Annotated in this window: 24 protein-coding genes; 17 read left to right on the top strand and 7 right to left on the bottom strand. The window is 57.0% G+C overall.

Annotated features, from left to right (window positions below; genetic code table 11):
- Positions 1–16: 16 nt before the first annotated feature.
- Genes JNB85_RS01295 through JNB85_RS01285 form a run of 3 tightly spaced genes read right to left on the bottom strand, consistent with a single transcriptional unit; the run spans position 17 to position 2,735 of the window.
- A complete protein-coding gene (locus JNB85_RS01295; protein ID WP_220332584.1) occupies positions 17–1,099 on the bottom strand; it encodes an NAD(P)H-dependent flavin oxidoreductase in 1,083 nt (360 codons plus the stop codon).
- The gene (locus JNB85_RS01290; protein ID WP_220332583.1) at positions 1,096–2,382 is read right to left on the bottom strand and encodes an MFS transporter; all 1,287 of its coding nucleotides are present in this window, start codon (positions 2,380–2,382) and stop codon (positions 1,096–1,098) included. The genes JNB85_RS01295 and JNB85_RS01290 overlap by 4 nt, the downstream gene beginning before the upstream one ends.
- A gap of 53 nt (positions 2,383–2,435) precedes the next feature.
- Entirely contained in the window at positions 2,436–2,735 is a 300-nt protein-coding gene (locus tag JNB85_RS01285; RefSeq protein ID WP_220332582.1) for an ArsR/SmtB family transcription factor, read from the bottom strand.
- A gap of 336 nt (positions 2,736–3,071) precedes the next feature.
- Here JNB85_RS01285 and JNB85_RS01280 point away from each other — a divergent pair, with 336 nt between their 5' ends.
- The 6 genes from JNB85_RS01280 to JNB85_RS01255 all read left to right on the top strand — a co-directional run bounded on the left by JNB85_RS01280 (position 3,072) and on the right by JNB85_RS01255 (position 9,594).
- On the top strand, positions 3,072–3,785 hold the full coding sequence (locus JNB85_RS01280; protein WP_220332581.1) for an SDR family oxidoreductase: 714 nt from the start codon (positions 3,072–3,074) through the stop codon (positions 3,783–3,785).
- 237 nt (positions 3,786–4,022) lie between these two features.
- Positions 4,023–4,505 carry a (2Fe-2S)-binding protein gene (locus JNB85_RS01275; RefSeq protein WP_220332580.1) on the top strand — a complete coding sequence of 161 codons (483 nt, stop codon included), beginning with the start codon at positions 4,023–4,025 and terminating at the stop codon, positions 4,503–4,505.
- Positions 4,502–6,637 (top strand): xanthine dehydrogenase family protein molybdopterin-binding subunit, encoded by a 2,136-nt coding sequence (locus tag JNB85_RS01270; protein WP_220332579.1) that lies wholly within the window; start codon positions 4,502–4,504, stop codon positions 6,635–6,637. The genes JNB85_RS01275 and JNB85_RS01270 overlap by 4 nt, the downstream gene beginning before the upstream one ends.
- Before the next feature lie 23 nt (positions 6,638–6,660).
- The gene (locus JNB85_RS01265; protein WP_223216390.1) at positions 6,661–7,119 is read left to right on the top strand and encodes a c-type cytochrome; all 459 of its coding nucleotides are present in this window, start codon (positions 6,661–6,663) and stop codon (positions 7,117–7,119) included.
- A 262-nt stretch (positions 7,120–7,381) separates the two neighbouring features.
- Positions 7,382–8,983: a sensor histidine kinase gene (locus JNB85_RS01260; protein ID WP_220332578.1), complete on the top strand. Its 1,602-nt coding sequence runs from the start codon at positions 7,382–7,384 to the stop codon at positions 8,981–8,983.
- Positions 8,980–9,594 (top strand): response regulator transcription factor, encoded by a 615-nt coding sequence (locus JNB85_RS01255; protein ID WP_220332577.1) that lies wholly within the window; start codon positions 8,980–8,982, stop codon positions 9,592–9,594. The genes JNB85_RS01260 and JNB85_RS01255 overlap by 4 nt, the downstream gene beginning before the upstream one ends.
- A 30-nt stretch (positions 9,595–9,624) precedes the next feature.
- Here the strand turns inward: JNB85_RS01255 and JNB85_RS01250 are convergent, their stop codons facing one another.
- Both JNB85_RS01250 and JNB85_RS01245 read right to left on the bottom strand, forming a co-directional pair.
- Complete coding sequence (locus JNB85_RS01250; RefSeq protein WP_220332576.1) at positions 9,625–9,864, bottom strand: hypothetical protein; 240 nt, start codon at positions 9,862–9,864, stop codon at positions 9,625–9,627.
- A gap of 48 nt (positions 9,865–9,912) precedes the next feature.
- On the bottom strand, positions 9,913–10,101 hold the full coding sequence (locus tag JNB85_RS01245; protein ID WP_220332575.1) for a hypothetical protein: 189 nt from the start codon (positions 10,099–10,101) through the stop codon (positions 9,913–9,915).
- 191 nt (positions 10,102–10,292) lie between these two features.
- Here JNB85_RS01245 and JNB85_RS01240 point away from each other — a divergent pair, with 191 nt between their 5' ends.
- Both JNB85_RS01240 and JNB85_RS01235 read left to right on the top strand, forming a co-directional pair.
- Positions 10,293–10,613, top strand: coding sequence for a hypothetical protein (locus JNB85_RS01240; protein ID WP_220332574.1), 321 nt, complete (start codon positions 10,293–10,295; stop codon positions 10,611–10,613).
- Positions 10,614–10,706: 93 nt separating this feature from the next.
- A complete protein-coding gene (locus JNB85_RS01235) occupies positions 10,707–11,480 on the top strand; it encodes a hypothetical protein (protein ID WP_220332573.1) in 774 nt (257 codons plus the stop codon).
- Positions 11,481–11,583: 103 nt separating this feature from the next.
- Here the strand turns inward: JNB85_RS01235 and fucP are convergent, their stop codons facing one another.
- Positions 11,584–12,876 carry an L-fucose:H+ symporter permease gene (gene fucP / locus JNB85_RS01230; protein ID WP_220333080.1) on the bottom strand — a complete coding sequence of 431 codons (1,293 nt, stop codon included), beginning with the start codon at positions 12,874–12,876 and terminating at the stop codon, positions 11,584–11,586.
- Between the two features lie 323 nt (positions 12,877–13,199).
- Between fucP and JNB85_RS01225 the strand changes: the two genes are divergently transcribed.
- The 4 genes from JNB85_RS01225 (at position 13,200) to JNB85_RS01210 (ending at position 18,761) form a co-directional block, all read left to right on the top strand.
- Positions 13,200–15,452 carry a CDC48 family AAA ATPase gene (locus JNB85_RS01225; RefSeq protein WP_220332572.1) on the top strand — a complete coding sequence of 751 codons (2,253 nt, stop codon included), beginning with the start codon at positions 13,200–13,202 and terminating at the stop codon, positions 15,450–15,452.
- A 225-nt stretch (positions 15,453–15,677) separates the two neighbouring features.
- Positions 15,678–16,610 (top strand): hypothetical protein, encoded by a 933-nt coding sequence (locus JNB85_RS01220; RefSeq protein ID WP_220332571.1) that lies wholly within the window; start codon positions 15,678–15,680, stop codon positions 16,608–16,610.
- A 345-nt stretch (positions 16,611–16,955) separates the two neighbouring features.
- Positions 16,956–17,222, top strand: coding sequence for a DUF982 domain-containing protein (locus tag JNB85_RS01215; protein WP_220332570.1), 267 nt, complete (start codon positions 16,956–16,958; stop codon positions 17,220–17,222).
- 396 nt (positions 17,223–17,618) lie between these two features.
- Positions 17,619–18,761: a glycerate kinase family protein gene (locus JNB85_RS01210; RefSeq protein ID WP_220332569.1), complete on the top strand. Its 1,143-nt coding sequence runs from the start codon at positions 17,619–17,621 to the stop codon at positions 18,759–18,761.
- Here JNB85_RS01210 and JNB85_RS01205 read toward each other — a convergent pair.
- On the bottom strand, positions 18,758–19,645 hold the full coding sequence (locus JNB85_RS01205) for a LysR family transcriptional regulator (protein ID WP_220332568.1): 888 nt from the start codon (positions 19,643–19,645) through the stop codon (positions 18,758–18,760). The genes JNB85_RS01210 and JNB85_RS01205 overlap by 4 nt on opposite strands.
- A gap of 252 nt (positions 19,646–19,897) precedes the next feature.
- On the opposite strand from JNB85_RS01205, the gene JNB85_RS01200 reads away from it, so the two are divergent.
- Genes JNB85_RS01200 through urtE form a run of 5 tightly spaced genes read left to right on the top strand, consistent with a single transcriptional unit; the run spans position 19,898 to position 24,579 of the window.
- Positions 19,898–21,085 carry a transporter substrate-binding protein gene (locus JNB85_RS01200; RefSeq protein WP_220332567.1) on the top strand — a complete coding sequence of 396 codons (1,188 nt, stop codon included), beginning with the start codon at positions 19,898–19,900 and terminating at the stop codon, positions 21,083–21,085.
- A gap of 38 nt (positions 21,086–21,123) precedes the next feature.
- On the top strand, positions 21,124–22,026 hold the full coding sequence (urtB, locus tag JNB85_RS01195) for an urea ABC transporter permease subunit UrtB (RefSeq protein ID WP_220332566.1): 903 nt from the start codon (positions 21,124–21,126) through the stop codon (positions 22,024–22,026).
- Between the two features lie 3 nt (positions 22,027–22,029).
- Positions 22,030–23,073 (top strand): urea ABC transporter permease subunit UrtC, encoded by a 1,044-nt coding sequence (gene urtC, locus JNB85_RS01190; protein WP_220332565.1) that lies wholly within the window; start codon positions 22,030–22,032, stop codon positions 23,071–23,073.
- 47 nt (positions 23,074–23,120) lie between these two features.
- On the top strand, positions 23,121–23,897 hold the full coding sequence (urtD, locus tag JNB85_RS01185) for an urea ABC transporter ATP-binding protein UrtD (protein ID WP_220333079.1): 777 nt from the start codon (positions 23,121–23,123) through the stop codon (positions 23,895–23,897).
- Entirely contained in the window at positions 23,890–24,579 is a 690-nt protein-coding gene (gene urtE, locus JNB85_RS01180) for an urea ABC transporter ATP-binding subunit UrtE (RefSeq protein WP_220332564.1), read from the top strand. The genes urtD and urtE overlap by 8 nt, the downstream gene beginning before the upstream one ends.
- Positions 24,580–24,592 lie beyond the last annotated feature (13 nt).

Raw genomic sequence — 24,592 nt, 5'->3', positions numbered from 1 at the left:
TTTGGTCGTGTTTTTCTTACGAGCCTACCAGCAACTTGAGTGCAGAGGCTGCCAACGTGACTGTCAGCTCCGAAGCGGAGACGGCACGTTGGCCGGCCAGATGCGCGGACTGCCCTGCCCATAAGTTGGTGAAGTCGCCATTTGAGCTCCGCTCGCAGTGGCTGCGCAATGGAGCCAGCGCGCCTCCCGCGGTTGGGAAGGCCGGAACTGCGTCGTTCATCGGTCCGATTTCCATCATGATGCGGTTAACGATTCCTCGTGCCGGTCTGCCCGTGAAAACGTTTGTGATTGCGGTGTTGTCGTCACGTGCCGATTTCAGCGCGCTCAAGTGCACTGGCGGTATCTTGGCCTCGGGGCAGAACAAATAGGCGGTTCCAACCTGGACTGCGGCGCTACCCAGCATGAATGCTGCGGCAATTCCGCGACCGTCGCCAATTCCGCCTGCGGCAATGACGGGAACCCCGACCGCGTCAACGATTTGCGGGACGAGCGCCATCGTGCCGACTTGGGTGGACATGTCGTGGCTCAGAAAGTTTCCTCTGTGGCCTCCCGCCTCCGCACCCATCGCGATAATCGCATCTACATCGCGCTCTTCCAACCATCGCGCTTCGGCGACGGTGGTCGCGGAGGAGATAATCTTAGAACCGACAGCTCTCACGCGGTCGAGGAGGGACTTATGCGGGAGCCCGAAGTGAAAGCTGACCACCTCGGGTTTGAACTCCTCGACGACGGCGCAATAGGCTTCGTCAAACGGTGATCGGCCTGCGGTAGGCGGTGTGGTAGCGGGATCGAGGTCGAATTCCACGTAATAAGGTGCTAACAGTGCTCGCCATCTCATCTGGGCCACTGGATCGTGCGGCGGCATCGTGTGCGAAAAGAAATTCAGATTGATGGGTTTCTTTGTCGCCGCCCGAATGGACGTGAGCGCATCCCGGAGCTGCTGCACTGAGTATTGCGCGCTCGGGAGAGATCCCAGGCCGCCTGCCTCGGATACAGCGATAGCCATTTCGGGATCAGATGCACCTGCCATTGGTGCCTGAATGACAGGCAATTCAATTTCGAAAAGGTCCAGGATTCGATTATTGGGCCATGAATTCACGGCACAGTCCTTTCAGATATATGTGGATCGGGACGGCCGCGGGTATCCAGTTCCTTCCCATCCTTGAGGCTTACGACCAATGCAGCGGCCCCCAGGGACGAGAGGGCGGAGACAAGCCAGACAATGCCGTAAGCTTGGTTCCAGTCGAAGATCAGACCGCCAGCCCAAGCCCCGGCGGCACCGCCGACGGCGTGTCCCGCCGAAAGGAGGCCCATGGAGAGGCCTAATACCCGCACGCCCATCCGGCTGGCGACGTAGCTTGCGGTGACTGGAACGGTCGAATAGTCGAAAAGCCCGAACAGGACCGAGAAAAGGATGAGCAACGGATAGCTGTCACCGATGAAGCCCAGCAGCACGAAGGTGCCTGCCCTGACAAAGTAGATCACGGCAAGCAGAAGCGGTCGGTGCATGCGGTCAGAGAGCCAGCCTGCGGCGATCATGCCAACAAGATTCAAACCGGAAAGCACACCGTAGGCGGTCGCGCTCGGAACCGGGCCGAATCCACAAAACGAAGCGTACGGCATCAGGTGCGTCTCAATCACACCGCTCGTGGTGAAACCGCACACCGTGTAGCTCCAGAAGATCGCATGGAAGACGGGGCTCTTCGCCAGGGTTACAAAGCTCTGGCCGAACGGAGCGCTTTCGCCGCCGTGGTTTTCGGCAGAGCCGCCAACTGCATCGACGGGAGCTCGAAGCAACACCAATGTGAAGGGGATGAGTAGGAAGCAGCCGACGGCTAGGAGGACAAAAGCCGACCTCCAGTCTCCGCCTTGCATCATCGCCGCCAGGACGGGCATGAGCATCAGTTGGCCGCCAGTCGATCCCGCAGTCCCTACGCCAGTTGCAAGACCCCTGTTCCGGTCAAATCGCTGGGCGATCGCGGCGGCGACAACGTGTTGCGCGATCGAGCCGAAACCGAAAGCCGCAATTCCAGCAAAACCAAGTGGCAAGAGCCACGAGCGGGATCCCGGTCCGGCGAGGATTACGAGGATCATACCAAAGCCAATCGCGGCCAGGCCGAACGTAAGCAGTCCCTTTGGACCCTTTCGGTCCGCGATGTTCCCTGCGAACGGGGCAACAGCTGCCATTACCAGCATAGCAGTCGCGGCGATCCCAGAGATCGAACTCCGCGACCAGTCGAACTCGGCTTGCCAATTCGGCATCGCCAGAGACAAGGAGCCACGCACCGTGAAAGAGAAGGCAAGGGTCACGAAGCCAAGTATGACGACAGTCCATCGGCCGAAATTTTCGCGCGAGTACGCAGCTGCCGTCACGGTGCCCATGACAGTCCCTCTTCTGTTTAGTTGTTTGGACGCATCGACCCCTCGGTGCGCGGTTAGATCCTCGAAACCTCGTGCGCCAGCTTGTCGAACGCGGGTTCGATTCGTTTGAAATACGTGTATTTCCCGATACGCTGGGGCTGGATGAATCCTGCGAGCGTAAGGATCTTCAAATGGACGGACGCCGTTGCCGGCGTCACGCCGAGTTTTTCCGCGATATACAAACCGCAGACGCCTTCGCTCTCGTCCACGGGATGCTCAGGCCCGAAGTGGCTTTTTGGATTCTTGAGCCATTCGAGTATCTGGAGCCGATTGGGACTCGCCAGGGCGGATACCTTCTCGATGAAATCTTCCATGATTTAACAATTAGCACATCGACTAATTGTTTTCAATATCCCTGTGTTGCTTGCTGGTGCGTAAATTCGATCGACGTCCGCTTAACTTTGGCTACAGCGTTGGGGGACGTCTTGAATAAACGGGCACTTCGTTGAATTCGCAGCCGCTCCGAGAATGCAGGAGACTTGATTTCGCTTTGTCGCCCGAAACGAAAAAACACAAAATCTTCAACCCACTGCGGTTTGTTTCAAGACTGAACCGATACTCGCTCTGCCCTTGTCCGCTGAACGAACCGGAGCTTCAAATCCACGGCCGCTAGGCTGGGACTCGGGCTTCTTGACAGTAGGAGAGATGGAATGATGTCGCTTGAAAAGAAGAAGATTTTGGTCGCCGGGGGTACATCAGGCGCGGGTCTAGCTTTCGTGAGGAAAGTTGCCGCGGAAGGCGCGATCGTCCATGTCGTCGGCCGCTCGGAAGAACGACTTGCTAAGGCGCGGACTTACAGCCCAAACGTTCGCCCCCATGTAGCTGACATAACCAACGAAGCGCAGGTGGCCGCGCTCGCGGACGAGATCGGACATATCGACCACCTTGTATCGACTGCCGCCGAAATCGCCTTCAAACCCTTTCCCGAACTCAGCGATGAGGACATTCTCCGGTCACTCGGGGCCAAGCTTTGGGGGCCGATTTATCTCGCCAGACATTTCGCATCCAGGCTTTCGACGCATGGATCCATGACCTTTGTAAGTGGATCCGCTGCATATAAGGCAGTCCCAGGCGGTGCTGCGATCGCGATGGCTAATGCAGCTCTCGACGGTTTGGCTCGCACCCTTGCGCTGGAGTTTGCGCCGATGCGGGTGAATGTGGTTTCACCGGGTGCCTTTGAGAGCTCCACTTGGGACTTCCTCGAGCAGGACGTTCGCCAGGAAACAATGGTCGACATGGGGCGAGCGCTTCCGCTCGGTCGGGTCGGAACGGAGAATGAAATCGCGGATGCGATCCTATTCCTCGTCCGCAATGGGTTCGCCACCGGCAGCGTTTTACAGATCGATGGGGGAGCCAACGCATAGGCCGCGAGCCGCGATCCGGCCTCAATGCGGAAAGAAATTTCGAAGGCATCAACGAACGAAAACGTCCAAATGTTTGGGCTCTTGTTCAATATTTGTGACTTCAGTTGTCATATCTCGATGATTGTTCGCCCCGCCACAGCTCTCTAACTCCGGGTCTGCACCCGGGCTCCACAACCCTTTCGGTTGAACGCGGGTGCGTCGTTTTTGGATCAACGCTGCACCATCGGAGAAAATGGGATGCCCTACAGCCTGAATGTCAATGGCGAGAGCAAAGTCGTGGACGCGGATGGTGATACGCCGCTGCTCTGGGCCTTGAGAGATATTCTTGGTCTCACCGGAACGAAGTTTGGCTGCGGAGCCGGACTCTGCGGATGTTGCACCGTAATGTTGGACGGCGTTGCGACCCGCGGCTGTCAGACCCCCATCGAGAGTGTTGGGACGTCAAAAATCGTGACGATAGAGGGAATCAATCGATTCGCGGCCGGTGAAAAAATTCAACAGGCCTGGTTGGATCTCGAGGTCGTGCAGTGTGGTTACTGCCAGCCAGGTCAAATGGTCTCTGCAACAGCGCTGCTGAACGAAAACGCCAATCCGAGCGATGCGGACATCGATCAAGCAATGTCGGGCAATCTCTGTCGGTGTGGCACCTACAATCGCATTCGCGAGGCGATTAAGCACGCCGCTGCTTCGCAGGCCAATTCTTCGGAGAGCGCTCGATGACAGCCGCACTTGATCTAACCCGCAGGTCGTTTCTCTCTGCCGCTGCAGCCGCTGGCGGAGGTTTGCTTTTGGGAGTTTCGCTGGCCGATCCCGCCTCCGCAGAGGCAATGATTAAACCCTTCGCGCCCAACGCGTTCATCCGCATGGCTACCGACGGCTCGGTAACCCTTATAATGCCCTACGTTGAAATGGGGCAGGGCACGTATACTTCCGTGCCGATGCTGATTGCAGAGGAACTTGAGATCTCGCTCTCGTCAGTAGTTCTGGAGCACGCTCCTGCGGATGAGAACACTTACGCGAATCCCATAATGGGAAGGCAGGAGACTGACGGATCGCTTTCGATGCGTGTTGCATGGGAACCTATGCGTCGTGCCGGGGCGACCGCCCGCGTAATGCTGATCCAGGCGGCGGCGGCTCGATGGAAGGTCGACGCAGCTCAATGTCACGCGGAAGATGGGTACGTCATTCATCAGGCCAGCGGGCGCAGGGCTATCTACGGCGACCTGGTTCAAGCTGCGGCTCGTCTGCCGGTGCCCGAGAACGTGCCCCTTAAAGATATATCCTCCTTCAAACTCATCGGAACGCCTCAGAAGCGACTGGATGCGCCGGCTAAGGTTAAAGGAACTGCGCAATACGGCATCGACATGAAAGTGCCGGGCATGAAAATCGCGGCGGTATCTGCCTCGCCCGTCCTCGGTGGGAGGCTGCAAAGCGTCGATGATGTCGAAGCTCGTAAGGTAGCGGGTGTTCGGGAGATCATCCGGATCGACGACGCCGTAGCCGTAATCGCGGATCACTGGGCGGCCGCTAAAAAGGCGCTGGATCTCCTCGTTATCCAATGGGACGACGGCCCGAATGCGGGGTTCTCGACCGAACAGCACAAGCAGAATCTCGAGAATGCCGTGAACGCCGAAGGCGTTGTTGCTGTATCCATCGGCGATGAGCGCACAGCCTTTCCGAACGCGGCATCTAAGGTGGAAGCTGACTATCGACTTCCAATACTGGCTCACGCGCCCATGGAGCCCTTGAACTGCACCGTGCACGTAAATGACGATCGCTGCGACGTGTGGCTGGGAACGCAGGCGTCAACAAGGGCCCAGGTTGCCGCGGCCACGGCTTTGGGACTTCCCGTCGAAAAGGTCGCCATCCATAACCAATATCTGGGTGGCTCGTTCGGGCGTCGCGCAGAGGCCGACAACGTTACCCAGGCGGTTCTGATCGGCCGCCAGCTAGACTATCCAGTCAAGATCATCTGGAGCCGGGAAGAGGATATCCAGCACGATTTCTACAGGCCTGCCTATTTCAATAGGCTGCGCGCGGGCCTTGATGCATCAGGCCGCATATCAAGCTGGAGCCACCGAGTTGTCGGTCCGTCCCCTCTTGCCCGTTGGCTTCCCGCCGCTGTCCAGAACGGGCTCGATCCCGATGCCGTCACAAGTACTTTAGGTCCCTATAAGTTCGAGAACGTACACGTGGACTACGTGCGCTATGAGGACCATTCGTTCCAGACCGGCTTCTGGCGCGGTGTAGGAACGACGCACAACGTCTTCATCGTTGAGAGTTTTATCGACGAGTTGGCGGCAAAAGCCGGTATTGACCCGCTGGAATATCGCAGACAACACGTCGACGCGGAGCCGCGCGCACTCGCCGTTCTGGAAGCTGCTCAGCGACTGTCCGATTGGGGCAAGCCGCTGCCCGCCGGATCGGGCCGCGGTATCAGTCTTTTGCGTGACTTCGGAGGCACAATCCTTGCCCACATCGCCGAAGTGACGGTCGGCGAAAATGGAGCGGTCCGGGTGACCAAGGTCACTTGCGTAGTTGATTGCGGTCGCATCATAAACCCCGACACCGTCAAAGCCCAGATCCAGGGTGGGACGATCTTCGGTCTGTCTGCTGCCCTGTACGGGGAAATCACGTTCACCAACGGTCGCGTCGATCAGACAAACTTCGACACCTATTCGGCCGTGAGGATGGACGAAGCTCCGATCGTGACGGTTCACCTGATCCAGAGTGGAGACGCCCCTTTTGGCGTCGGGGAATCCGGTACCTCGGGAATTGGACCGGCCGTCGCGAACGCCGTTTTTGCGGCGACCGGAAAGCGCGTCAGGCAGCTTCCCATCGCCCTCGGATAATCACGATTTCATCGCGTCGGCTCATGGCTGTCGCTCAGGTCGATACGCTCGATACCAAGGAGTTTAAGATGCAATATGCATACGGTTTAGCTTGCGCGCTTTTCGTTTCGTTCGCTGTTCACACCGCCCCTGCGGCGGCCGAGGGCGACGCCGAGAAGGGCCAGAACGTGTTCAAGCGTTGTGCGGCTTGTCACGCCAATAACGATCAGAACCGAGTTGGCCCGGGACTGGGCGGTGTCGTCGGACGCAAGGCCGGAACCGCTCCGGATTACAAATATTCGCCGGCGCTTGCGTCCTCAAATCTGACGTGGGACGAGCAGACCCTGGACGCCTTTCTCGAAAACCCCAAGAAATTGGTCCCCGGTACCAGGATGACAATTTCCGTTCCCAAACCGGAAGATCGCGAGAACGTAATCTCCTATCTCAAGTCGTTAGGTGGCGCACAACCGGCTGCGGCTCCCGTTCCCGCCCCGGCCCAATGAATTCGGCCTAAATGCTACCGCCTGACGCTATCCGGGACCGGGTCGGCAAAAAATCCAAAAACGGGTTCTAGAATCCAAGACCCGATCTCTGCGGTGATTATGCTTCGTTCCAAACACGCCGCCGCAGTTCAGACAAAATGTGCCGCCCCCGGTCTACTCATTCCGATTGCCGGCGGCACTTGTCCTGAGCAGCGGGCAGGCACGGATTCCCGATTTCGCGGGTTCCGAATGCTCCGGCCGTGCGGTCGCTCTGGGGATGTAAATGACTGTTTTCGATACCGAAACAAAGATAGACCAGAGCCGGCCTTTGTCTATGAAGGCGCTGTTGACCGCCGTGTCTATTGCGTTGGGGACTGGAATATTCACAGTCGATACCGCGCTGTCCACGGAGACGGGAGTCGCCGTCCTCTATGTTGTAGTTATTCTCTTGCTAGCCGACGCATGGGAAGGGAAGGGCGTTCTGTGGGTTTCGTTCGTATGTGGCGTTCTTTCGTCCGTATCGTTTGTCGCAACCTTCGGAATTGATGCGGAGTTCTTCAACGGCCTCAGGTTATGTGCCGCATTGGCTTCGATCGGGATGACCACGATCCTTGTCCGCCGACATCACCGAACTCGAACCATGCTTATGGAAGCGCGAAACCAGGCGCTGGGCAGCGAACGGCGATATCGAAGCATTTTCGATCAAAGTCTCATTTCTCTTTGGGAGCAGGACTACAGTCAGTTGATGCATCGGGTCGAGATGTTGAGGAAGCTGGGCGTCACAGATATCTCGCGGTACTCGAGAGAACATCCGGGTTTCGTCGAACATTGCGCTTCCTTGATTACCACGAAGGTGGTGAACCAAGCGACTGTGGATCTACTCGATGCGGGTTGTCCGGAGGAGCTAAACGGAAGCCTCGGCCGGTTTATTCCGACATCGTCTGCCACATTCGTAGCTGTCATTCAGGCGCTTCTCGATGGAAAGCCCCGATTCGAGGGGATATCGAGGATGCATGGCCCGGGCGGTCACGTGTGCCATGCCCTACTGGCGATCCGATTCCCCGAGGTCTCTGAAGAATACGACCGTGTGGTCATTGCAATGGTCGATATAAGCGAAAGAGAGAGTTCGCTCGCGGAAATTCGAAAGCTGCAAAGCGAGCTGGCGGCCGCATCGCGCTTTGCAGCGGTGGGAGCTATGTCGGCTTCGATCGCCCATGAGCTTAATCAGCCGATCGCGGCGATGCTTATGAGTGCTCAAACATGCCTCAGGTGGTTGTCTGGGCCTAGTCGCGATGTTCTAGCGGCAGCGGGCGCTGCCGAAAGGGCAGTCACCGAAGCTCGGAGGGCTGGGGAAATCGTCAAAGCCACAAAGGCAAGACTGACTAACCAGAACCTCACTCCGGAGAACATCGATATCGATGTTCTCATCCGGGACACCCTGTCGCTATTACAGGACGATCTGCTACGCGGAGGCGTTGCTGTCGGAATCGATAGCTCGGGTGTCAGTTGTCCCGTCAGAGCCATTCGAGTTGAGTTGCAGCAAGTGCTCATAAATTTGATCATGAACTCCGTACAATCGCTCCGTCAGTCTGGAACGAACGGGGGGCGGATACGGGTTCGGGTGTTGGGTACGCGCGACGGCGGGCTTAGTGTGCGGATATCGGACAACGGCCCAGGTTTCGACGGAGCGGTCGAGAAACGCCTATTTACGCCACTGGTCTCCACAAAGCCGAACGGCATGGGGATGGGATTGGTCATCTGCAGAAAAACAGTCGAGAGCTTCGGCGGCACGATACGCGCGCACAATTCGCAATCCGGCGGAGCGGTTGTCGAGTTCACACTTCCTTGCGTCGACGTGCAGGGGATAGAGGATGCGGTCGCATGACCGAGGAACCTCTTGCAATCGTTGTCGACGACGACGACGGTCTTCGAGACGCCATTGCAGATCTCCTAAGAAGCGATGGCATCGAATGCATAACGTTCGGGTCGACGCAGGCGTTTCTACGCCACCCACTGGATGACCGTCCGGGATGCATCATTCTCGATGTCCAACTACCGGATCTTTCTGGACTGGAACTCCAAGAGCACCTGCTGGCAATCGATCAGCAGATGCCGATCATTTTCATCACTGGTTACGGAGACGTGCCGACCTCCGTCCGCGCCATGAAGGCCGGCGCGGTAGACTTTCTGTCGAAACCAATCGAATCCGAAGCCTTGCTGATCGCGGTCCAGCGCGCGATCGACAGGGACATCGCACGGCGCGAAGTTTCCGCCAGGCTCGACGCAGTTGTTGCGATGGTCCGCTCCCTTTCTCCTCGGGAGCGGGAGGTGATGGACCTCGTCGCGCAAGGTCTGTTGAACAAGCAGATCGCCTACATGCTCGGCGTGAGCGAGATCACCGTGAAGCTCCATAGGGGAAGCATGATGAAAAAGATGAGATCGAATTCGATTATCGAGCTCATCAGGAGAATAGAGATGGTTAGGGACCATCTCTAAGCAACGACCCCGTTGCGCGATGCGGCTCATTCAGCCGTCTACGACGTCGGCTTCGGGGCGGTCACCGCCGCGAACGTATTCGCTGTGCCAAAGTCCATCCGGAGTTTGGTATGTTATCTCGGTATCGACGCCTTCAACCTGCTGCCGACGCGCCGCGACTTTAGCCGCTTGAAAGGCAGCGTCGTGGGTGCGGAAAGGCTCCGACCAGACATCGCCTAGACGATAGGCGATGCCGCCGTCGTGAAACCCCACATGGTAGGTGATGTGCATTTCGTTCTCCTTGTTTTGAATCCGCCGCGCGAGCCTGGTACGCAAGGTTTACCTCCTGGCGATAACGGCTTCCGTGGCGATGGGCACGAAGACCCGCGCCTGATTGCGCCGATCTTCCAGTATGTGCTCGCCTATAATCAGGTACGTGATAATGGCGACCATAGCCCCGCCAATCACGGTTAGCGGAAATCCCGTATAGTACCGATCGGCTGGATGATCGTCATGATCTCTACGCATACAAAGCTCCGTTTAGGTGCATGGTAGCGATCAATAAGCGTGTGCAACGGGATGGTCTTGAACGATACGAGCGGGCGTGGAAGCACACGCATGCATTTCGGCACAATGCCCGCAGCTATACTCCGGCATAGGTAGAATGTTGACGATCTCGGCCTAAACCACTTCCACGTGGATTAGAGACGGGAGGCCAAATGTTGATTCTGTTGGGGGTGGCGATCGCGCTTTTCATCGGGGGCGCATCGGCTTCGAAAGTATACGTGCTCACATCCAGCCTTTTGTGGCTCGTGGTTGCGCTAGCACTATACTGTCTGGGCAATCTGGTGATGATCCGGTTGATGCGGGATAACGGACTCGGCCTCGCAATATCGCTTTCGTCGGTCGCCCAGCTCGTCATCATCAATGTTATCGCGGTGGTATGGTTTGGCGAGCGGCTGAGCACCGCACAGGTCGCGGGTGTCGCTTTGGGGGCCGTTGCGGTGACTTTGATGTTGGTCAGAGCACCCGCTGCCTGACGCGCTGCCTTCTCGTTCAACCATCTACAGGTCGCTCGTGCCTTCCACACTCAAACTTAACGGCATCTATAACCGGGAGCAGGCGTGTATCTCATGACTTCGAAGTCAGATCTCCTTCATGCGTTGGAGCAAAAGCCGTTGGCCTATTGGGCAACGATTGAGAACTATCGGTGGTGGCTTGCTCACGATCAAGTTTATCTCCAACTTCTACGGCTGGAAACAAAGATCAGTGCCGAAACGGTGCGCACCATAGCGAAAGCCTATGGCATCAACCGCAACATCGACGCGGATGAAGATAAGACAAACGACAGAACTGCGGCAGCCGTCGCCAACGTGCTGAACAGCACCGACTTCGTTAAATTCGCCGAGAAAAAGACCTTGGATGACAAATTCGAGCAGTTTCTCGCAATCCTCAGACGCATGCCGATGAACCTAGGGGTAGACGAAGCGAAGCTGAAATTCGTCTCCGGAACAAGCAAGTTCATTTGGTTCTTTGCCCCAACGTGCTGGACGATGTTCGACAGGCTTGCAGCTCACGGTGCTGGCATACGCAAAGACCTGGCGAGCGTGGAGCGCGCGAAGAGATTTTTCACGGCTCTGTCGTCGCGTGGATTCGAGTCGATCATCGAGAAGGCCCGACCGCTGTTTCAGGATAGCCCGTTCCGCGACCTCTCACCCGAACGTCTCGTCGATAAATTTCTCTGGCTCAAGGGATGTAGTCCGGCGGCACAGACCAACGGCCGCCTGACTCTGTATTTCTACATGCAGGGTCTCCCAACCGATCTCAGAGAACAGCTGGAATCGCTCGCCAATCGAATTGCCGCGGATTGCGAGCAGGATCTACTGAAGCTTGCCGCGAAGAAATAGCGCTCCCATCAGGGACGGCGGATTGCAGGAGGACACCAAGAATGTGCGGTCCAACGACCTCCTGCAGCGAGCATGGGAGGACCCGAAGGATCCTCCCATGACTTCAGAACTTCGCCAGCGGGAAAGGGCGCGAACCTGAAATGCCGTAGTACGCGATGTAGATGTAGCAAAAGATTGGCATGACGAACGCCAGGTGGATTCCGACTGTGTCGGCAAGGCCGCCCTGGACCAGCGGAAGGATCGCCCCGCCTACAATTGCCAGGCAAAGTATCCCTGAACCCTGGCTGGTATGCCTGCCCAATCCGTGGAGGGCGAGGCTGAAGATGGTCGGAAACATGATCGAATTGAATAAGCCGATCGAAAGGACTGCCCACATTGCTACGTGCCCGCTGCTCGCGACGGTGATCGCTAGCAACAGCGCCGAAATCACAGCATTGAAAGCCAAGGCCTTTCCGTCATTTACATAGCGCATGACTGCAGAACCTATGAACCTTCCGACCATCGCTCCGCCCCAGAAATAGGCCACGTAATGAGCCGCGTCGGCTTCCGACAGGTTCGCTATCGTAGGCTCCGAGAAGAAGTTCACGAGGAAGCTGCCTACGCTGACTTCAGCACCGACGTACACGAAAATGCCGACAGCGCCGAGTACAAGATGCCTGTAGTCCCACGCCGAGTTTCCGGGCAGTTGTTCACCCTCGATTTCCTCTTCCTGGACGTTGGGCAATTTCAACGCTGCAAAAACGATCGCGAGTACAAGGAATGCCAGGGCGAGTATCAGGTAGGGTAGTTTGACCGCGGCCGCTTCTGTCGAACGGAGGGCGTCGAGCTGTTCGGGAGCGGCATTCGTAACGGCGGCCGTAGCAGCCGACAGGATCAGAAGAGCGCCGAACAACGGCGCAAGGGTGGTTCCCAGCGAATTGAATGCCTGTGTCAGGTTGAGGCGGCTCGCGGCCGTTTCCGGTTTTCCGAGGACAGTCACGTATGGATTGGCCGCAACCTGCAGAACCGTTACGCCGGTAGCGAGCACAAACAACGCTCCGAGAAAGATCGCATAGACGCGATAGGTCGCTGCCGGGATGAAAAGCGCGCATCCGATAGCCGCGACGCCAAGTCCGGTAACGATGCCCCACTTGTAGGAGATGCGCTTCACCAGCGCGCCTGCAGGCAGCGAAATGATCGAGTATGCCCCGAAGAAGCAAAGCTGGATCAACATCGTTTCGGTATAATTGAGCTGAAAGACACTCTTCAAGTGCGGGATCAGGATGTCGTTGAGACAGGTGATGAAACCCCACATGAAAAACAGCGAGGTCAAAGCGACTAGCGGTGCCGTGTAGTTATGAGTCGAAGTCGTTTTGATGCCGCCCGATAACGGTGGGGTGGGTACATTGAGCATGATTGGTTCTCGATGGAGATGGCGGGTGGCGAGACAGTCAGGATGCTGTCCGATTGGCCACCGGCCTAACGGAAACCGCTCAAGGCGGTAATTATACCCGCGTATAGGTTTAATTGAGAACGTTCGGCACCTACGAAGCAATGGATCGAGGTGTTGCAACGCTCAGGCTTGTTTTCGTTTCAATGGCTTGGCCGCAAGCTTCTTCGCCTTGATCCAAAGTATGCGTTCGCGTCCCATAGCTCGGTCTCACTCGACCAGTGGGGCGCTGGACGTATTGCGCTTTGATATAACTTGCTCATTTTTCGTTGTCAGTTTTTGGAGGGATCATGTCTGCCTCGGACGACCAGGTGCTCACACTGCAGGTAGCGAACATGAGGCCGCAGGACGCGGGTGGAAGCATCGCGCGACTTTCGAGCGCCGCGATGGGAAAAATCGGCGTACGTGAGGGAGAGTTCATCGAGCTGATCGGCAAACGTCACACCGCTGCGATCGCGATGCGGCCATATCCCGATGATGAAGGGCTCAATATCGTGCGGCTTGACGGCCTGCAGCGCGTCAATGCCGGTGCTACAAGCGGGGATCATATAGAAGTCCGAAAAGCCGAGGCTCGTCCAGCAACCAAAGTCGTCCTAGCTCCGGCACAGAAGAACCTCGTGCTCCAGGGATCGGGTGAGGCGCTGCAGCGAACTTTTCTCCAGAGACCGATGGTTGCGGGGGATGTCGTGTCGACATCTGTGCAGCAGCGGATAAGTGACCCACGCCTCAACCTTCCGGCTTACGGCCTACAAGAAATTAGGTTGGTCGTCGTCTCGACCCAGCCGCGCGGCATCGTGCAGATGACAGAGCAGACAGTGGTCGAGCTTCGTCCGCAATTTGAGGAACCAAAGGAAGCGCGCCGAGCGGATGTAACCTACGACGATATCGGCGGTCTTGGTTCTTCCGTCGATCAGGTTCGTGAAATGGTCGAGCTTCCCTTGCGCCATCCTGAACTGTTTCAGCGCTTGGGTATCGATCCACCTAAGGGCGTCCTGCTCTATGGGCCGCCCGGAACGGGCAAAACGCTACTAGCCCGCGCGGTTGCGAACGAGACCGAAGCGAACTTCTACCATATCGCCGGCCCTGAGATCATGGGTAGCCGGTACGGAGAGTCCGAAGAACGGCTGAGGCAGGTTTTCCAGGAGGCGTCGCAAAACGCTCCTTCCATTATTTTTATCGACGAGATCGACTCGATCGCGCCTAAGAGAGAGGACGTCACGGGTGAAGTGGAACGCCGCATCGTCGCGCAACTCTTGACGTTGATGGATGGCCTGGAGCCACGTCAGAATATTGTCGTTATCGGCGCGACTAACAGGCGCGACGCCATCGACGAGGCATTGCGGCGTCCAGGCCGATTCGATCGCGAGATTGTCATCGGCGTGCCGGACCAAAACGGACGCCGGGAGGTTCTCGCCATTCACACCCGTGGCATGCCGCTCGCGGACGGTACCGATCTCGATGAAATCGCCAGGACGACCTACGGTTTTGTCGGGGCCGATCTCGGTGCACTCGCTCGAGAGGCCGCCATGGACGCCTTGCGGCGCGTGCTGCCGGACATCAATCTTAGGGAAGGTATCCCGAGTGAGATCCTTGAGAAGCTTACGGTTTCACAAGATGACTTCCTGTCTGCGATGAAGCGAATTCAGCCTTCCGCGCTGCGCGAGATCATGATCCAGGCACCGAACGTGCGCTGGGACGATGTCGGCGGCCTGGACGAAGCGCAGATGAAGCTCAAGGAAGGGGTAGAACTTCCGCTGCGCGCGCCGCAATCCTTCAAGCGCATGGGTATTCGTCCAGCCAAGGGCTTCCTCCTGTTTGGTCCTCCCGGTACAGGCAAGACTCTTTTGGCGAAAGCCGTTGCGCGGGAAGCCGAAGCGAATTTCGTCGCCACCAAATCTTCAGATCTTCTGTCGAAATGGTACGGCGAATCCGAACAGCAGGTCTCCAGGCTGTTCGAACGCGCTCGCCAGGTTGCGCCGACAGTTATCTTCATTGACGAGATAGACTCCTTGGCCCCGGCGCGCGGAGGAGGCATGGGGGAACCCGCGGTGACCGAGCGTGTCGTGAATACGCTTTTGGCCGAAATGGACGGCCTGGAAGACATGCAGGGCGTGGTCGTCATGGCGGCAACCAATCGACCTAACCTGCTTGATCCGGCGCTGTTGAGACCGGGTCGCTTCGACGAATTGGTCTACGTACCCGTTCCGGATTTGAAGGCCCGCCGTAAAATTCTCGGTATTCACACGAGAAAGATGCCGCTGGCGGGTGACATCGACCTCGATGAGCTTGCAGACAAGACGGTACGTTTCACTGGCGCGGATCTTGAAGATCTGACGCGGCGCGCGGGGTTGATTGCGCTCCGCCAATCGCTGGACGCATCGACAGTGTCGAAAGAAGACTTCGCCAAGGCACTTCAGGAAGTCCGTCCATCGGTAACCCCGGAGGTCGAGATGGAATACGAAGAGATGTTACGGACGCTGAAACAAGAAAGCCCCCAACGCCGGCAGATCGGCTTTACGCCGCTACGCCAGGCTGCAGAGTAAGACATGTCGGAGGCGACGCAGCTAGTGTTGCCTCCGACGACGCTCCGTAGACGCGTTGGCGCTAATCGGAGCTGGATCGATCGCGAGCAGCCACTGTTTACGAGATCAACGGGTCGATGAGCGTCACATCAGGCCGGGTCGATATACTTTAGATTCAACTTTTGGTGTTAGTCTCCGCAATCGATACGGCCGCTGATGCCGCGTCGCATTAGGGCGGAAAAACATATGCGCTTCTCAGTAACTACTTCGCTGCTGGCTCTCGGGATTGCTTCCTGTGCGCTGCCGTCTCGAGCCCAGGATCTATCAAATCTGAACGGCATGGCGGCCCTAACAGGCTCCTGCGAAAAGCTAATCATGGCTGGCAGGGACTTCAGCGACCATTGCGGTTCGCAGATCATTCACTCGATCTACAACAACGGACGCACTGGCTTCACCGTCACGTTAGGGGACAAGGGAACGGTCGCTACTTTTTCCGGCCTAGAGGGCGCGAAGCCGGACGCCGACACGCAATTGCAAGATCTCGACATGGTCATCTTTAACCTCGGGATTGAAGGTGTTCCGCCGACCACGACGGCAGTGAAAGGCGGGTGCGGGTACAGCAATCCATACAAAGGGCCGATGACCATCAGCTGTCAGGCGACAAGCAGCAAAGGAGAGGCATATCTGCTCCAATTCAGATCCGATGGATCGCCGCCAAAAATGACGGATTTGAGGAAACCGGCCCTTGATGCGAGGAAGGACGGAGCAGGCACCGCCTTCGCGGTGGGAGAGTGGGTCGGGTCCGCTATGGCTGACGACCCTGATCGCGGCTGTCTCGTCACCAAGCAGGTCGATCGCAAGACGGCGGTAATGCTCTACGCCAACAAGAACGAGGCGTTCACAATCAATATCTTCAACAGAGATTGGAATTTCGGGTCGGATGCTCAAGTGACGGGCGAGTTAGCCTTTGACGGCAAGCTTTTTCCGTTGAGCGGCATCAGCGTACGAAACGAACAAATACTTACTTTGGAAGCTGGTGCCGAAGAGGAGAGCCTTGAAGCGCCGGTAAAAAACAGCTCGAAACTTACCTTTAGAACAGGGAAGAAGCGGATCGAAACCAAGCTTTCTGATTCCGCAGAAGCGATTGAGAAATTATGGGATTGTGTCGACCGTGAGTAGCATCAGATCTGCGATGTTCGTTGCGAACCAGGCGACATTGCCGCCGAGTTTCAGCGATCGCAAAGGAAGTGATCTACCAAAAGGAAGTAGATAGATAGTATTGATGCTTTGAATTTGCCGCGCAGAATTTACGAGAATATCAGAAACCGGAGTGGTTTTGCTTAATTTCAGCTCCCCCGTAGTAGTAGTCGCCCGTTGCGCATTGATGTATCCGTGAGCTCATTTTGCGCGATACTTGTGTTTTCCAGCCCGCTCGCGCATTTTCCTGTAATCCATTTGCGCGAATTGAACTCCCGCGCCCCCCAGATTACCAACGCTCAGGTGTTGGTTTTCAGGAGAAAGATGATGCAGCTTACTGTAGCGCCGTGGTCGAACGCTTTGCAGGTTCGGATGCACAGTGGCCTTGAGCGGCGGTTTGACAGCCCAAACGAGGCGGCCGATTTTCTTGAGCACGAATGGCCATTTAAGGACGGCGAGAAGTATGAGCAAGCGCTTAGGACGTGCCATGAAGCGATCGAGAGGCGGGTATCGCAGAACGTCGCTCGAGAAGCCTTCATCGCGGCATGTCTAGAAGCGAGGCTTGAGATCGTAACTCGAGGAACGCTTCACTGAGGGGGCGGCTGGTCAGAGGCCTTTGCGTTACTCTGCCTTGAGCGACGCAACGCTCGCGGATTAGTTCGTCCGCGGTTCTCCAGGCGACATGATTTGGACGCTAGAGATTTTCGGCCCTTGTCCCGGTTGCCATCAGACTTTGTCCCAGAGACAGTGCCCTCGGGCGTCGTCTTAAACTAAAGCATTCGTTTATGAGCGAAACTAAGACAACCGCAGCTCGGATGCATCGGCCTAAGTGGCTCGCAGATCTGCCGGCGCTCCAGCTAGCCAGTTAGGTAGGGTTCAGTTTCGTGGTTTCGCTCCGTTGCCAGATCGGAAACTCACGCTTTCCCTAAATTCAATTTTCAAGCGGAACGTCCGGCGATAGCTCTCATTCAATCGCATGGGAGGACGTCGATGAAGTTCGTCATAGCACCAGATTCGTTCAAAGAGAGCGTTCGGGCCGGCGACGTCGCAAGTCTTGTTGAAGCCGGCTTTCGAGAGGTCTTTCCCGATGCGGACTATATTTTGGTTCCGATGGCCGACGGAGGGGAGGGAACCGTCGATGCCGTTACCACAGTCCTGGGTGGACGCATCAAAACGGTTTCAGTAACCGACCCGCTGGGTAGGCAAATCTGGGCCAGTTACGGCTTTGTCGAGGATCGGCAACTTGCGGTGATCGAAATGGCTGCCGCCAGCGGACTGGAGTTGGTTGCGGCTGCGGAGCGAGACGTGGCGCGAGCATCGTCGTTCGGCACTGGCGAACTTGTCAGACACGCTCTCGATCTGGGTGCTTCTCACATAATCCTCGGCGTGGGGGGAAGCGCCACCAACGACGCAGGAGCGGGCGCGCTTCAGGCTCTGGGGATCCGTTTCCTAGACAGCCTCGGACAGGATTTGCCACCGGGTGGGGGCTCATTGTCTATCCTCGAACATATCGACATCAGATACATGGATCCGCGCCTGAAGAACTGCAAGATCGAGCTTGCGACGGATGTTACTGCTCCCCTGCTTGGTCCCCAAGGTTCATCATCCGTGTTCGGGCCGCAGAAAGGTGCATCCGCCGAAATTGTCGAGACACTTGAACGTTCGCTTCAACGATTTGCCGTTATCGCCAACGGTGACCTCGGCCAGGATGTTAGCGCTATACTTGGCGGTGGCGCAGGCGGAGGACTAGCGGCTGGTTTCATTGCCGCCTTAAATGCGTATGTGCGGCCGGGTTGGAAGGTCGTCGCAGATGCTGTCAATCTGGCGTCGAAGATCAGAGGCGCTGATCTGGTGATAACCGGCGAGGGACGTACCGACGGGCAGTCCGTCATGGGGAAGACCCCGGTCGGCGTGAGCTCGATCGCCCTTGAAATGGGAGTCCCCGTCGTCATCCTTTCTGGTTCGCTTGGAGCAGGGGCGGATCAGGTTTTAACAAGTGGGGTTGCGGGAACTTTTGCAAGTGTGACGCGGCCATGCCTGCTTAGCGAGGCGTTGGCGGAGGCACCATGGAACATCCGTTCGGCTGCCAGAAATATCGCGGCAGTGCTCAAGCTGGGTGCATCGCTCGCTTAGAGTTCCGCTTCCGCTTTCCAGATTCTCGAAAGTGATGCGGCGAGCGCAACAATCTCCGCTCGCTTCCTGTCCCCGGCGCGTACGATTATGTTTAACGGGGCGAATAATTCGAATTGCGGAAGGATCGAGAGCCCCTGCGCGAATGTCGGGTCAGAAAGCAAATTCCTCCTGATCAAACATGCGCCGACTTCTGCCCGTGCAAGGCTGATAATAGATGACTCCTGATCGGCCTCTGCGGCAAAGATCGGCATTCCGGTCGGGCCGAACAACCTCTTAAAGAGAGCGATCTGCGAACTGCCTTCCGACACGCCGACCCACGGTAACGCGGCGATTTCTTCGGCTGTGTTATGGGGAAGCTTGCCTAGCCATCGTGTGGGTATCGCAACCGCATAACGCTCGGTAGAAAGCGGTATCGTCGCTAAATGCGCGTCGTCGATCTCTCCGAGGCAGAACGCAGCATCCAGTCTCTTGGAAGACACCCCTTTGATCCCGTCTCCAGTCGTGCCGTGCACAACGCGCACCGTGAGCTCCGGATGTAGTTCGGCCATCAACCTCAGGAGCGGCCCGAGCCTCAAGCTCTCTGGATCGATGATAGTGCCGATATCGACGATGCCCCTGACTACGCTTTTTGCGGGAACCACAAGATCCCGCACTTTGCGCATGGCTTCCAACGCGTGCCGTGCGTGTGGAAGAAGAGCAGTGCCGAACGCGGTAATCGTCATCCCTTCCCGCGACCGCAGAAAAAGGGGTCTTCCAGCAATATCTTCCAGCGATTTCAATCTTTTGGAGACGGCGGATTGAGTTAGGTTGAGCTTATCGGAGGCTCTTCCGAGGTGCCCTTCCTCCGCAATAACGACGAATGCCCGCAACTGGTCGAAGTCCATTGTCTGTGCCCTGCAGTGTGAATATGCAACCTTTAAGGAATTATCGGATTGCTTCATAGGACCCATGGTAACAAATCATTTGTTAAATAAATAGGTCGTCGCTACCGTCACATTGCTTTCACAAAATCCAGCCTCGAACAAAAAAACTGGGAAGCGGGGCGGACGACAGTCCATGCAGCGAAGCCGCACCCGCGGCTGCGAGCGAGGTCGTCGTTACCGTGAGCATCAAAAGATCAACAAGGGAACATATCGATGACCTTCACTCGCCGTAATCTTCTTAAAACCGGTCTTTCCGCCTCGGTCTTCGCCGCGACAGCGGGAACTGGCCTTCTGCCCCAAATCGCCCGCGCTGCCGACACGGTCAAGCTCGGTCTGCTGCATTCACTGACGGGAACCTTGGCCATTTCCGAGGTGGCCCTGATGGAGGCGGAGAAATTCGCCGTCGACGAAATCAACGCGAATGGTGGCGTCCTTGGTCGGCAGATCGAAGCCGTGATCGAGGATGGTGCCAGCGACTTCCCTACCCATGCGGAGAAGGCTCGTAAACTGCTTCAGCGTGACAAGGTGGCAGCGATAGTCGGGTGCTACACATCCGCGTCGCGCCGGGCAATCCTTCCGGCGGTTAAGCAATACAAAGGCTTGCTCTATTACCCGACCTTCTACGAGGGTCGAGAGGAAGATCCCCGGGTGTTCTACACTTCCCAAGAAGCGAGCCAGTCCGTCATCCCCTCCGTCGAGTTCATGTCCAAGCAGAACGGAAAGACCTTCTTCATCATCGGTTCCGACTATGACTACCCGAGGACCTGCGCGCAGATCGCCAAGAACAAGATTAAGGAGCTCGGAGGAACGGTTGTGGGCGAGGACTTCGTTCCGCTTGGCCACGGTGAGTTTTCCTCCATCGTCACGAAAATCAAGGAAGCAAAGCCCGATTGGATCTACTCGATCGTCGTCGGCGGCAGCAACGTGGCGCTTTGCAAGCAATTGAAAGCAGCGGGCCTCGATGGCACCGTCCAGAATATCCTCTCGAACAACATCTCCGAAAACGAGATCGACGGCATTGGCAGGGAGAACGCCGAAGGCATCTACTCCTGCATGGGATACTTCCAGAGCGTGAAGAACCCCGAAAACGAGCGGTTCGTGGCTGCCTTCAAGGCGAAGTACGGCGAGAACCGTGTCATCGGCGATCCGATGGAGTGCGCCTACAGCTCTGTCTATCTTTGGAAGCTCGCCGTCGAGAAAGCAGGTTCGTTCGACGTTTCGGCCGTAGTTGAGGCGTCGTCGGGCCTGGAGTTCAACGCACCGGAGGGTCTCGTCAAGATTCACCCGACGAACCACCACATGATCAAACGCATCCGTGTCGGTCGCTCCAGGAGCGACGGCCAGTTTGACATCATCCTCGAATCCGAGCCGATGGAGCCAAACCCCTTCCTGAAAAGCTGAAGCAAAAAGCGTCTGGCTAAATCTAGAAAGGGAAGCGAATGAACGTTTTCATTTTTCTGACGCAGGCGTTCAACGGGCTAAGCCTATTCACGATCCTGCTGCTAATGTCGCTCGGTCTCGCTGTCGTCTTCGGCCTGATGGGCGTCATTAACATGGCCCACGGCGAACTCATGACCTTGGGTGCCTACACCACTTATCTCACTGCCCGATTTTTCGGGCAGTTTCTCCAAGGATGGATGGACTACTATCTGCTCATCGCAATCCCGCTGGCATTTGTAGTTTGCTTTGCGGCGGGATACGGTCTGGAACGTGGCTTCGTCCGGTTTTTTTATAGACGGCCACTCGATACCTTGCTGGCGACGTGGGGATTGAGTCTGATCCTTCAGCAAACCTACCGTTCAGTCTTCGGAGCTCAGGAAGTATCGGTTCCATTGGCACCGTGGCTCGCGGGAGCATGGCAGCCAATGCCGGGTCTCGACCTGCCCATCAATCGGATTTTCATCGTCGGACTCACGCTGGTAGTGGCGTTCCTTGTCTATCTGCTCTTCTTCCGAACGCGGGTCGGCCTGAGGGCGCGGGCAGTAACACAACACCGGGCGATGAGTTCTGCCGTCGGTATCAACACCGGCCAAGTGGATGCAACGGTCTTCGCTCTTGGAGCCGGTCTTGCTGGTATCGCCGGGGCAGTGTTCACGATGATTGGCTCAACGAACCCGGGAACCGGGCAGGCATATGTGGTCGACGCGTTCGTCGTTGTGGTCTTTGGAGGCGTCGCCAGTCTCGTTGGTACTGTCGCATCGAGTTTCACAATCGCCCAGTTCCAAACCGTGCTGGAGTACGTGACCAGCAATACCATGGCGAAGGTCGCCGTTTTGGCTCTCGTCGTGTTCGCGCTCTACATCAGGCCAAGTGGCCTGTTCAGCCCCAAGACGCGGAGCTAGGCCATGGAACCGACAAAAATCAAAGCCGATTTCGTTTCGGTGATTCTGACTGCCGCGATTCTCGGGTTCGCGCCCCTCATTCTGGATCCATTTTGGCTCCAGAACCTGGGCAAGTACCTTGCCTTCGCGTTCGTCGCCCTCGGCATCGTGGTCACCTGGGGTTACTGCGGTATCCTCAGCCTGGGGCAGGGCATTTTCTTCGGCATCGGTGGCTACGCGTTGGCCATATATCTCAAGCTGGAGGCGACAGGTGGAGAACTGCCGGACTTCATGGGGTGGAGCGGCATCGAAACGCTGCCGCTTTGGTGGCGGCCATTCCAAAGCTTGGCATTCACCATTTGCATGATTGTTGCCGTGCCGATTCTGTTGTCCTTCCCATTCGCCTTCCTCCTTTTCAGAAAGCGGGTTAACGGGGTCTATTTCGCGATCGTCACGCTCGTGCTCGCGCTGACGGCGAGTATCCTCCTGGTCGGCCAACAGGCCGTGACCGGAGGCGCTAACGGTATCACCGATTTCTCCACGATCGCTGGCTACGACCTCTTCTCGGACGAGACCGTCCTTGTGATGTACTCTATCCAAGTGATGCTCTTGCTGGCGGCCATGGCAGCATCAATCGGTCTGGTGAAGACACGGTTGGGTAAGATCATCATCGCAATTCGCGACAGAGAAGATCGTGTTCGTTTCTCGGGCTACGATACGGCCCTGATGAAAGCCGCAGTTTTCGCATTCGCCGCACTCCTTTCTTCCATCGGCGGAGCGATGTTTACCCTGCAGGTGGGTTTGGTAACGCCAACCATCGTCGGTACTGTCATTTCGGTGGAAATGGTCATCTATGCTGCCGTCGGCGGAAGGATGTCTGCGGTTGGTGCCGTTGCCGGCGCTGTCCTGGTCGGCTTTCTCAAGTCGTACCTTTCGGAGCAGTTCCCTGAGGCCTGGCTGTTCTTCCTCGGCGGCTGCTTCATTGCTGTCGTCGCTTTCATGCCGAACGGGATCGCCGGCCTGTGGCGTGACTTGGCAGCTCGGCTCTTCAAACGGCAGGAGGCGTAGCCATGTCGGACGCAATTCAAGCCTTCAGCAATATGGACATGCCGATGATGATCGCTGGAACGGATGCCATAGCTGCGCGCGCCGGCGCGCTGGTTATCGAAAACCTCGGCGTCTCCTTCGGCGGGTTTCGCGCCGTCGAGGACCTTTCCCTGAACATCGCGCCAAATGAGCTCCGCGTCGTTATCGGGCCGAATGGTGCGGGAAAGACCACCTTGCTCGACATGATCTGCGGGAAGACGCGCCCCACTACCGGCAGCATCAAGTTCGGTGACTTGGAGCTCACGGGGATGCCGGAGTATCAGATCGTACGAGCCGGGGTGGGACGGAAATTCCAGGCTCCAAGCGTCTACGAAGATCTGACGGTAGCGGAGAACCTGGAGATTTCGCTTCCGAACACCCATGGCCTCTGGCAGTCGCTCTTCTACCGCCGTACGGCCGAGGTGCGAAGACGTGTGCTTGAAGTCGCGGATAGAGCGCGGCTTACATCCGACCTGTCCAGAAATGCCGGCGAACTCTCTCACGGCCAAAAGCAATGGCTGGAGATTGCTATGTTACTGCTACAGGACTCCAAGCTCCTGCTGTTGGACGAACCGGTCGCAGGTATGTCTCCGCGCGAACGCGAGCTGACCGCTGAGCTTCTCAAAGAAATCGCGACAGACAGAACCTTGATCGTCATCGAGCATGACATGGAATTCGTTGCCTCGATAGCGTCCAAAGTCACGGTCCTCCATCAGGGGCGCGTCCTGTCCGAAGGGACCGCCGAGCAGGTCCAACGCGACCCGCTAGTCATCGATGTTTACCTTGGAGATGACCACCATGCTTGAGCTTTCGAACGTTGAAGTCAGTTATGGTGGAAGCACCGTCGTTCGAGGTGTCACCTTGACCATCGAAGGAACCGGGACGTCTGCCATCGTCGGTCGCAACGGCATGGGAAAGAGCACCTTGCTCAAATCGGTTATCGGCATGATGCCGGTTCGGAGCGGTAACATCATCTTCGATGGGAACGACATCACCAAGGAACCGAGCTACCGTCGCGTCAGGGCCGGAATGGCCTACGTTCCACAGGGACGAATGATCTTTCCGAGCCTTACCGTGGAGGAAAACATCAGCACGGGCCTCGAGACCGGTCGCTACAAGAGCATCCCCGATTTCGTCTATGAGTTTTTCCCGGTTCTAGCCGAAATGCGGTCCCGCAAAGGCGGGCTGCTCTCAGGCGGTCAGCAGCAGCAACTCGCTATCGCACGGGCCCTTGTTTCCAAGCCCAAGCTGCTCATTCTCGATGAGCCGACCGAAGGTATCCAGCCTTCCATCACCAAGGAGATCGCCAGAACGCTTGGCCGCCTGGGCCGGGAGCTTGGCATCGCCATTCTGTTTTCCGAACAGGTTCTCAGCTTTGCTCTGAACCTATCCGAGACGCTCCACGTGATCGACCGAGGACGCATTGTGCGCACTGCCAAGTGCCACGATGTCGATGTCGAGGACGTGAAGTCATTCCTGACAATCTAACCAACCAGAAAAA

The organism is Rhizobium mesosinicum (genome assembly GCF_019511345.1).
Classification (GTDB): Bacteria; Pseudomonadota; Alphaproteobacteria; order Rhizobiales; family Rhizobiaceae; genus Rhizobium; species Rhizobium mesosinicum.
Note: the sequence above shows the minus strand (reverse complement) of the source record. Positions and strands in the feature narration are given on the sequence as shown.

Coding starts and splice junctions, on each gene's coding strand:
- JNB85_RS01290 (WP_220332583.1), bottom strand. CDS start 2,382: ATGGGCACCGTGACGGCAGCTGCGTACTCGCGCGAAAATTTCGGCCGA.
- JNB85_RS01285 (WP_220332582.1), bottom strand. CDS start 2,735: ATGGAAGATTTCATCGAGAAGGTATCCGCCCTGGCGAGTCCCAATCGG.
- JNB85_RS01280 (WP_220332581.1), top strand. CDS start 3,072: ATGATGTCGCTTGAAAAGAAGAAGATTTTGGTCGCCGGGGGTACATCA.
- JNB85_RS01275 (WP_220332580.1), top strand. CDS start 4,023: ATGCCCTACAGCCTGAATGTCAATGGCGAGAGCAAAGTCGTGGACGCG.
- JNB85_RS01270 (WP_220332579.1), top strand. CDS start 4,502: ATGACAGCCGCACTTGATCTAACCCGCAGGTCGTTTCTCTCTGCCGCT.
- JNB85_RS01265 (WP_223216390.1), top strand. CDS start 6,661: ATGGCTGTCGCTCAGGTCGATACGCTCGATACCAAGGAGTTTAAGATG.
- JNB85_RS01260 (WP_220332578.1), top strand. CDS start 7,382: ATGACTGTTTTCGATACCGAAACAAAGATAGACCAGAGCCGGCCTTTG.
- JNB85_RS01255 (WP_220332577.1), top strand. CDS start 8,980: ATGACCGAGGAACCTCTTGCAATCGTTGTCGACGACGACGACGGTCTT.
- JNB85_RS01250 (WP_220332576.1), bottom strand. CDS start 9,864: ATGCACATCACCTACCATGTGGGGTTTCACGACGGCGGCATCGCCTAT.
- JNB85_RS01245 (WP_220332575.1), bottom strand. CDS start 10,101: ATGCGTAGAGATCATGACGATCATCCAGCCGATCGGTACTATACGGGA.
- JNB85_RS01240 (WP_220332574.1), top strand. CDS start 10,293: ATGTTGATTCTGTTGGGGGTGGCGATCGCGCTTTTCATCGGGGGCGCA.
- JNB85_RS01235 (WP_220332573.1), top strand. CDS start 10,707: ATGACTTCGAAGTCAGATCTCCTTCATGCGTTGGAGCAAAAGCCGTTG.
- JNB85_RS01225 (WP_220332572.1), top strand. CDS start 13,200: ATGTCTGCCTCGGACGACCAGGTGCTCACACTGCAGGTAGCGAACATG.
- JNB85_RS01220 (WP_220332571.1), top strand. CDS start 15,678: ATGCGCTTCTCAGTAACTACTTCGCTGCTGGCTCTCGGGATTGCTTCC.
- JNB85_RS01215 (WP_220332570.1), top strand. CDS start 16,956: ATGCAGCTTACTGTAGCGCCGTGGTCGAACGCTTTGCAGGTTCGGATG.
- JNB85_RS01210 (WP_220332569.1), top strand. CDS start 17,619: ATGAAGTTCGTCATAGCACCAGATTCGTTCAAAGAGAGCGTTCGGGCC.
- JNB85_RS01205 (WP_220332568.1), bottom strand. CDS start 19,645: ATGGACTTCGACCAGTTGCGGGCATTCGTCGTTATTGCGGAGGAAGGG.
- JNB85_RS01200 (WP_220332567.1), top strand. CDS start 19,898: ATGACCTTCACTCGCCGTAATCTTCTTAAAACCGGTCTTTCCGCCTCG.
- urtB (WP_220332566.1), top strand. CDS start 21,124: ATGAACGTTTTCATTTTTCTGACGCAGGCGTTCAACGGGCTAAGCCTA.
- urtC (WP_220332565.1), top strand. CDS start 22,030: ATGGAACCGACAAAAATCAAAGCCGATTTCGTTTCGGTGATTCTGACT.
- urtD (WP_220333079.1), top strand. CDS start 23,121: ATGATCGCTGGAACGGATGCCATAGCTGCGCGCGCCGGCGCGCTGGTT.
- urtE (WP_220332564.1), top strand. CDS start 23,890: ATGCTTGAGCTTTCGAACGTTGAAGTCAGTTATGGTGGAAGCACCGTC.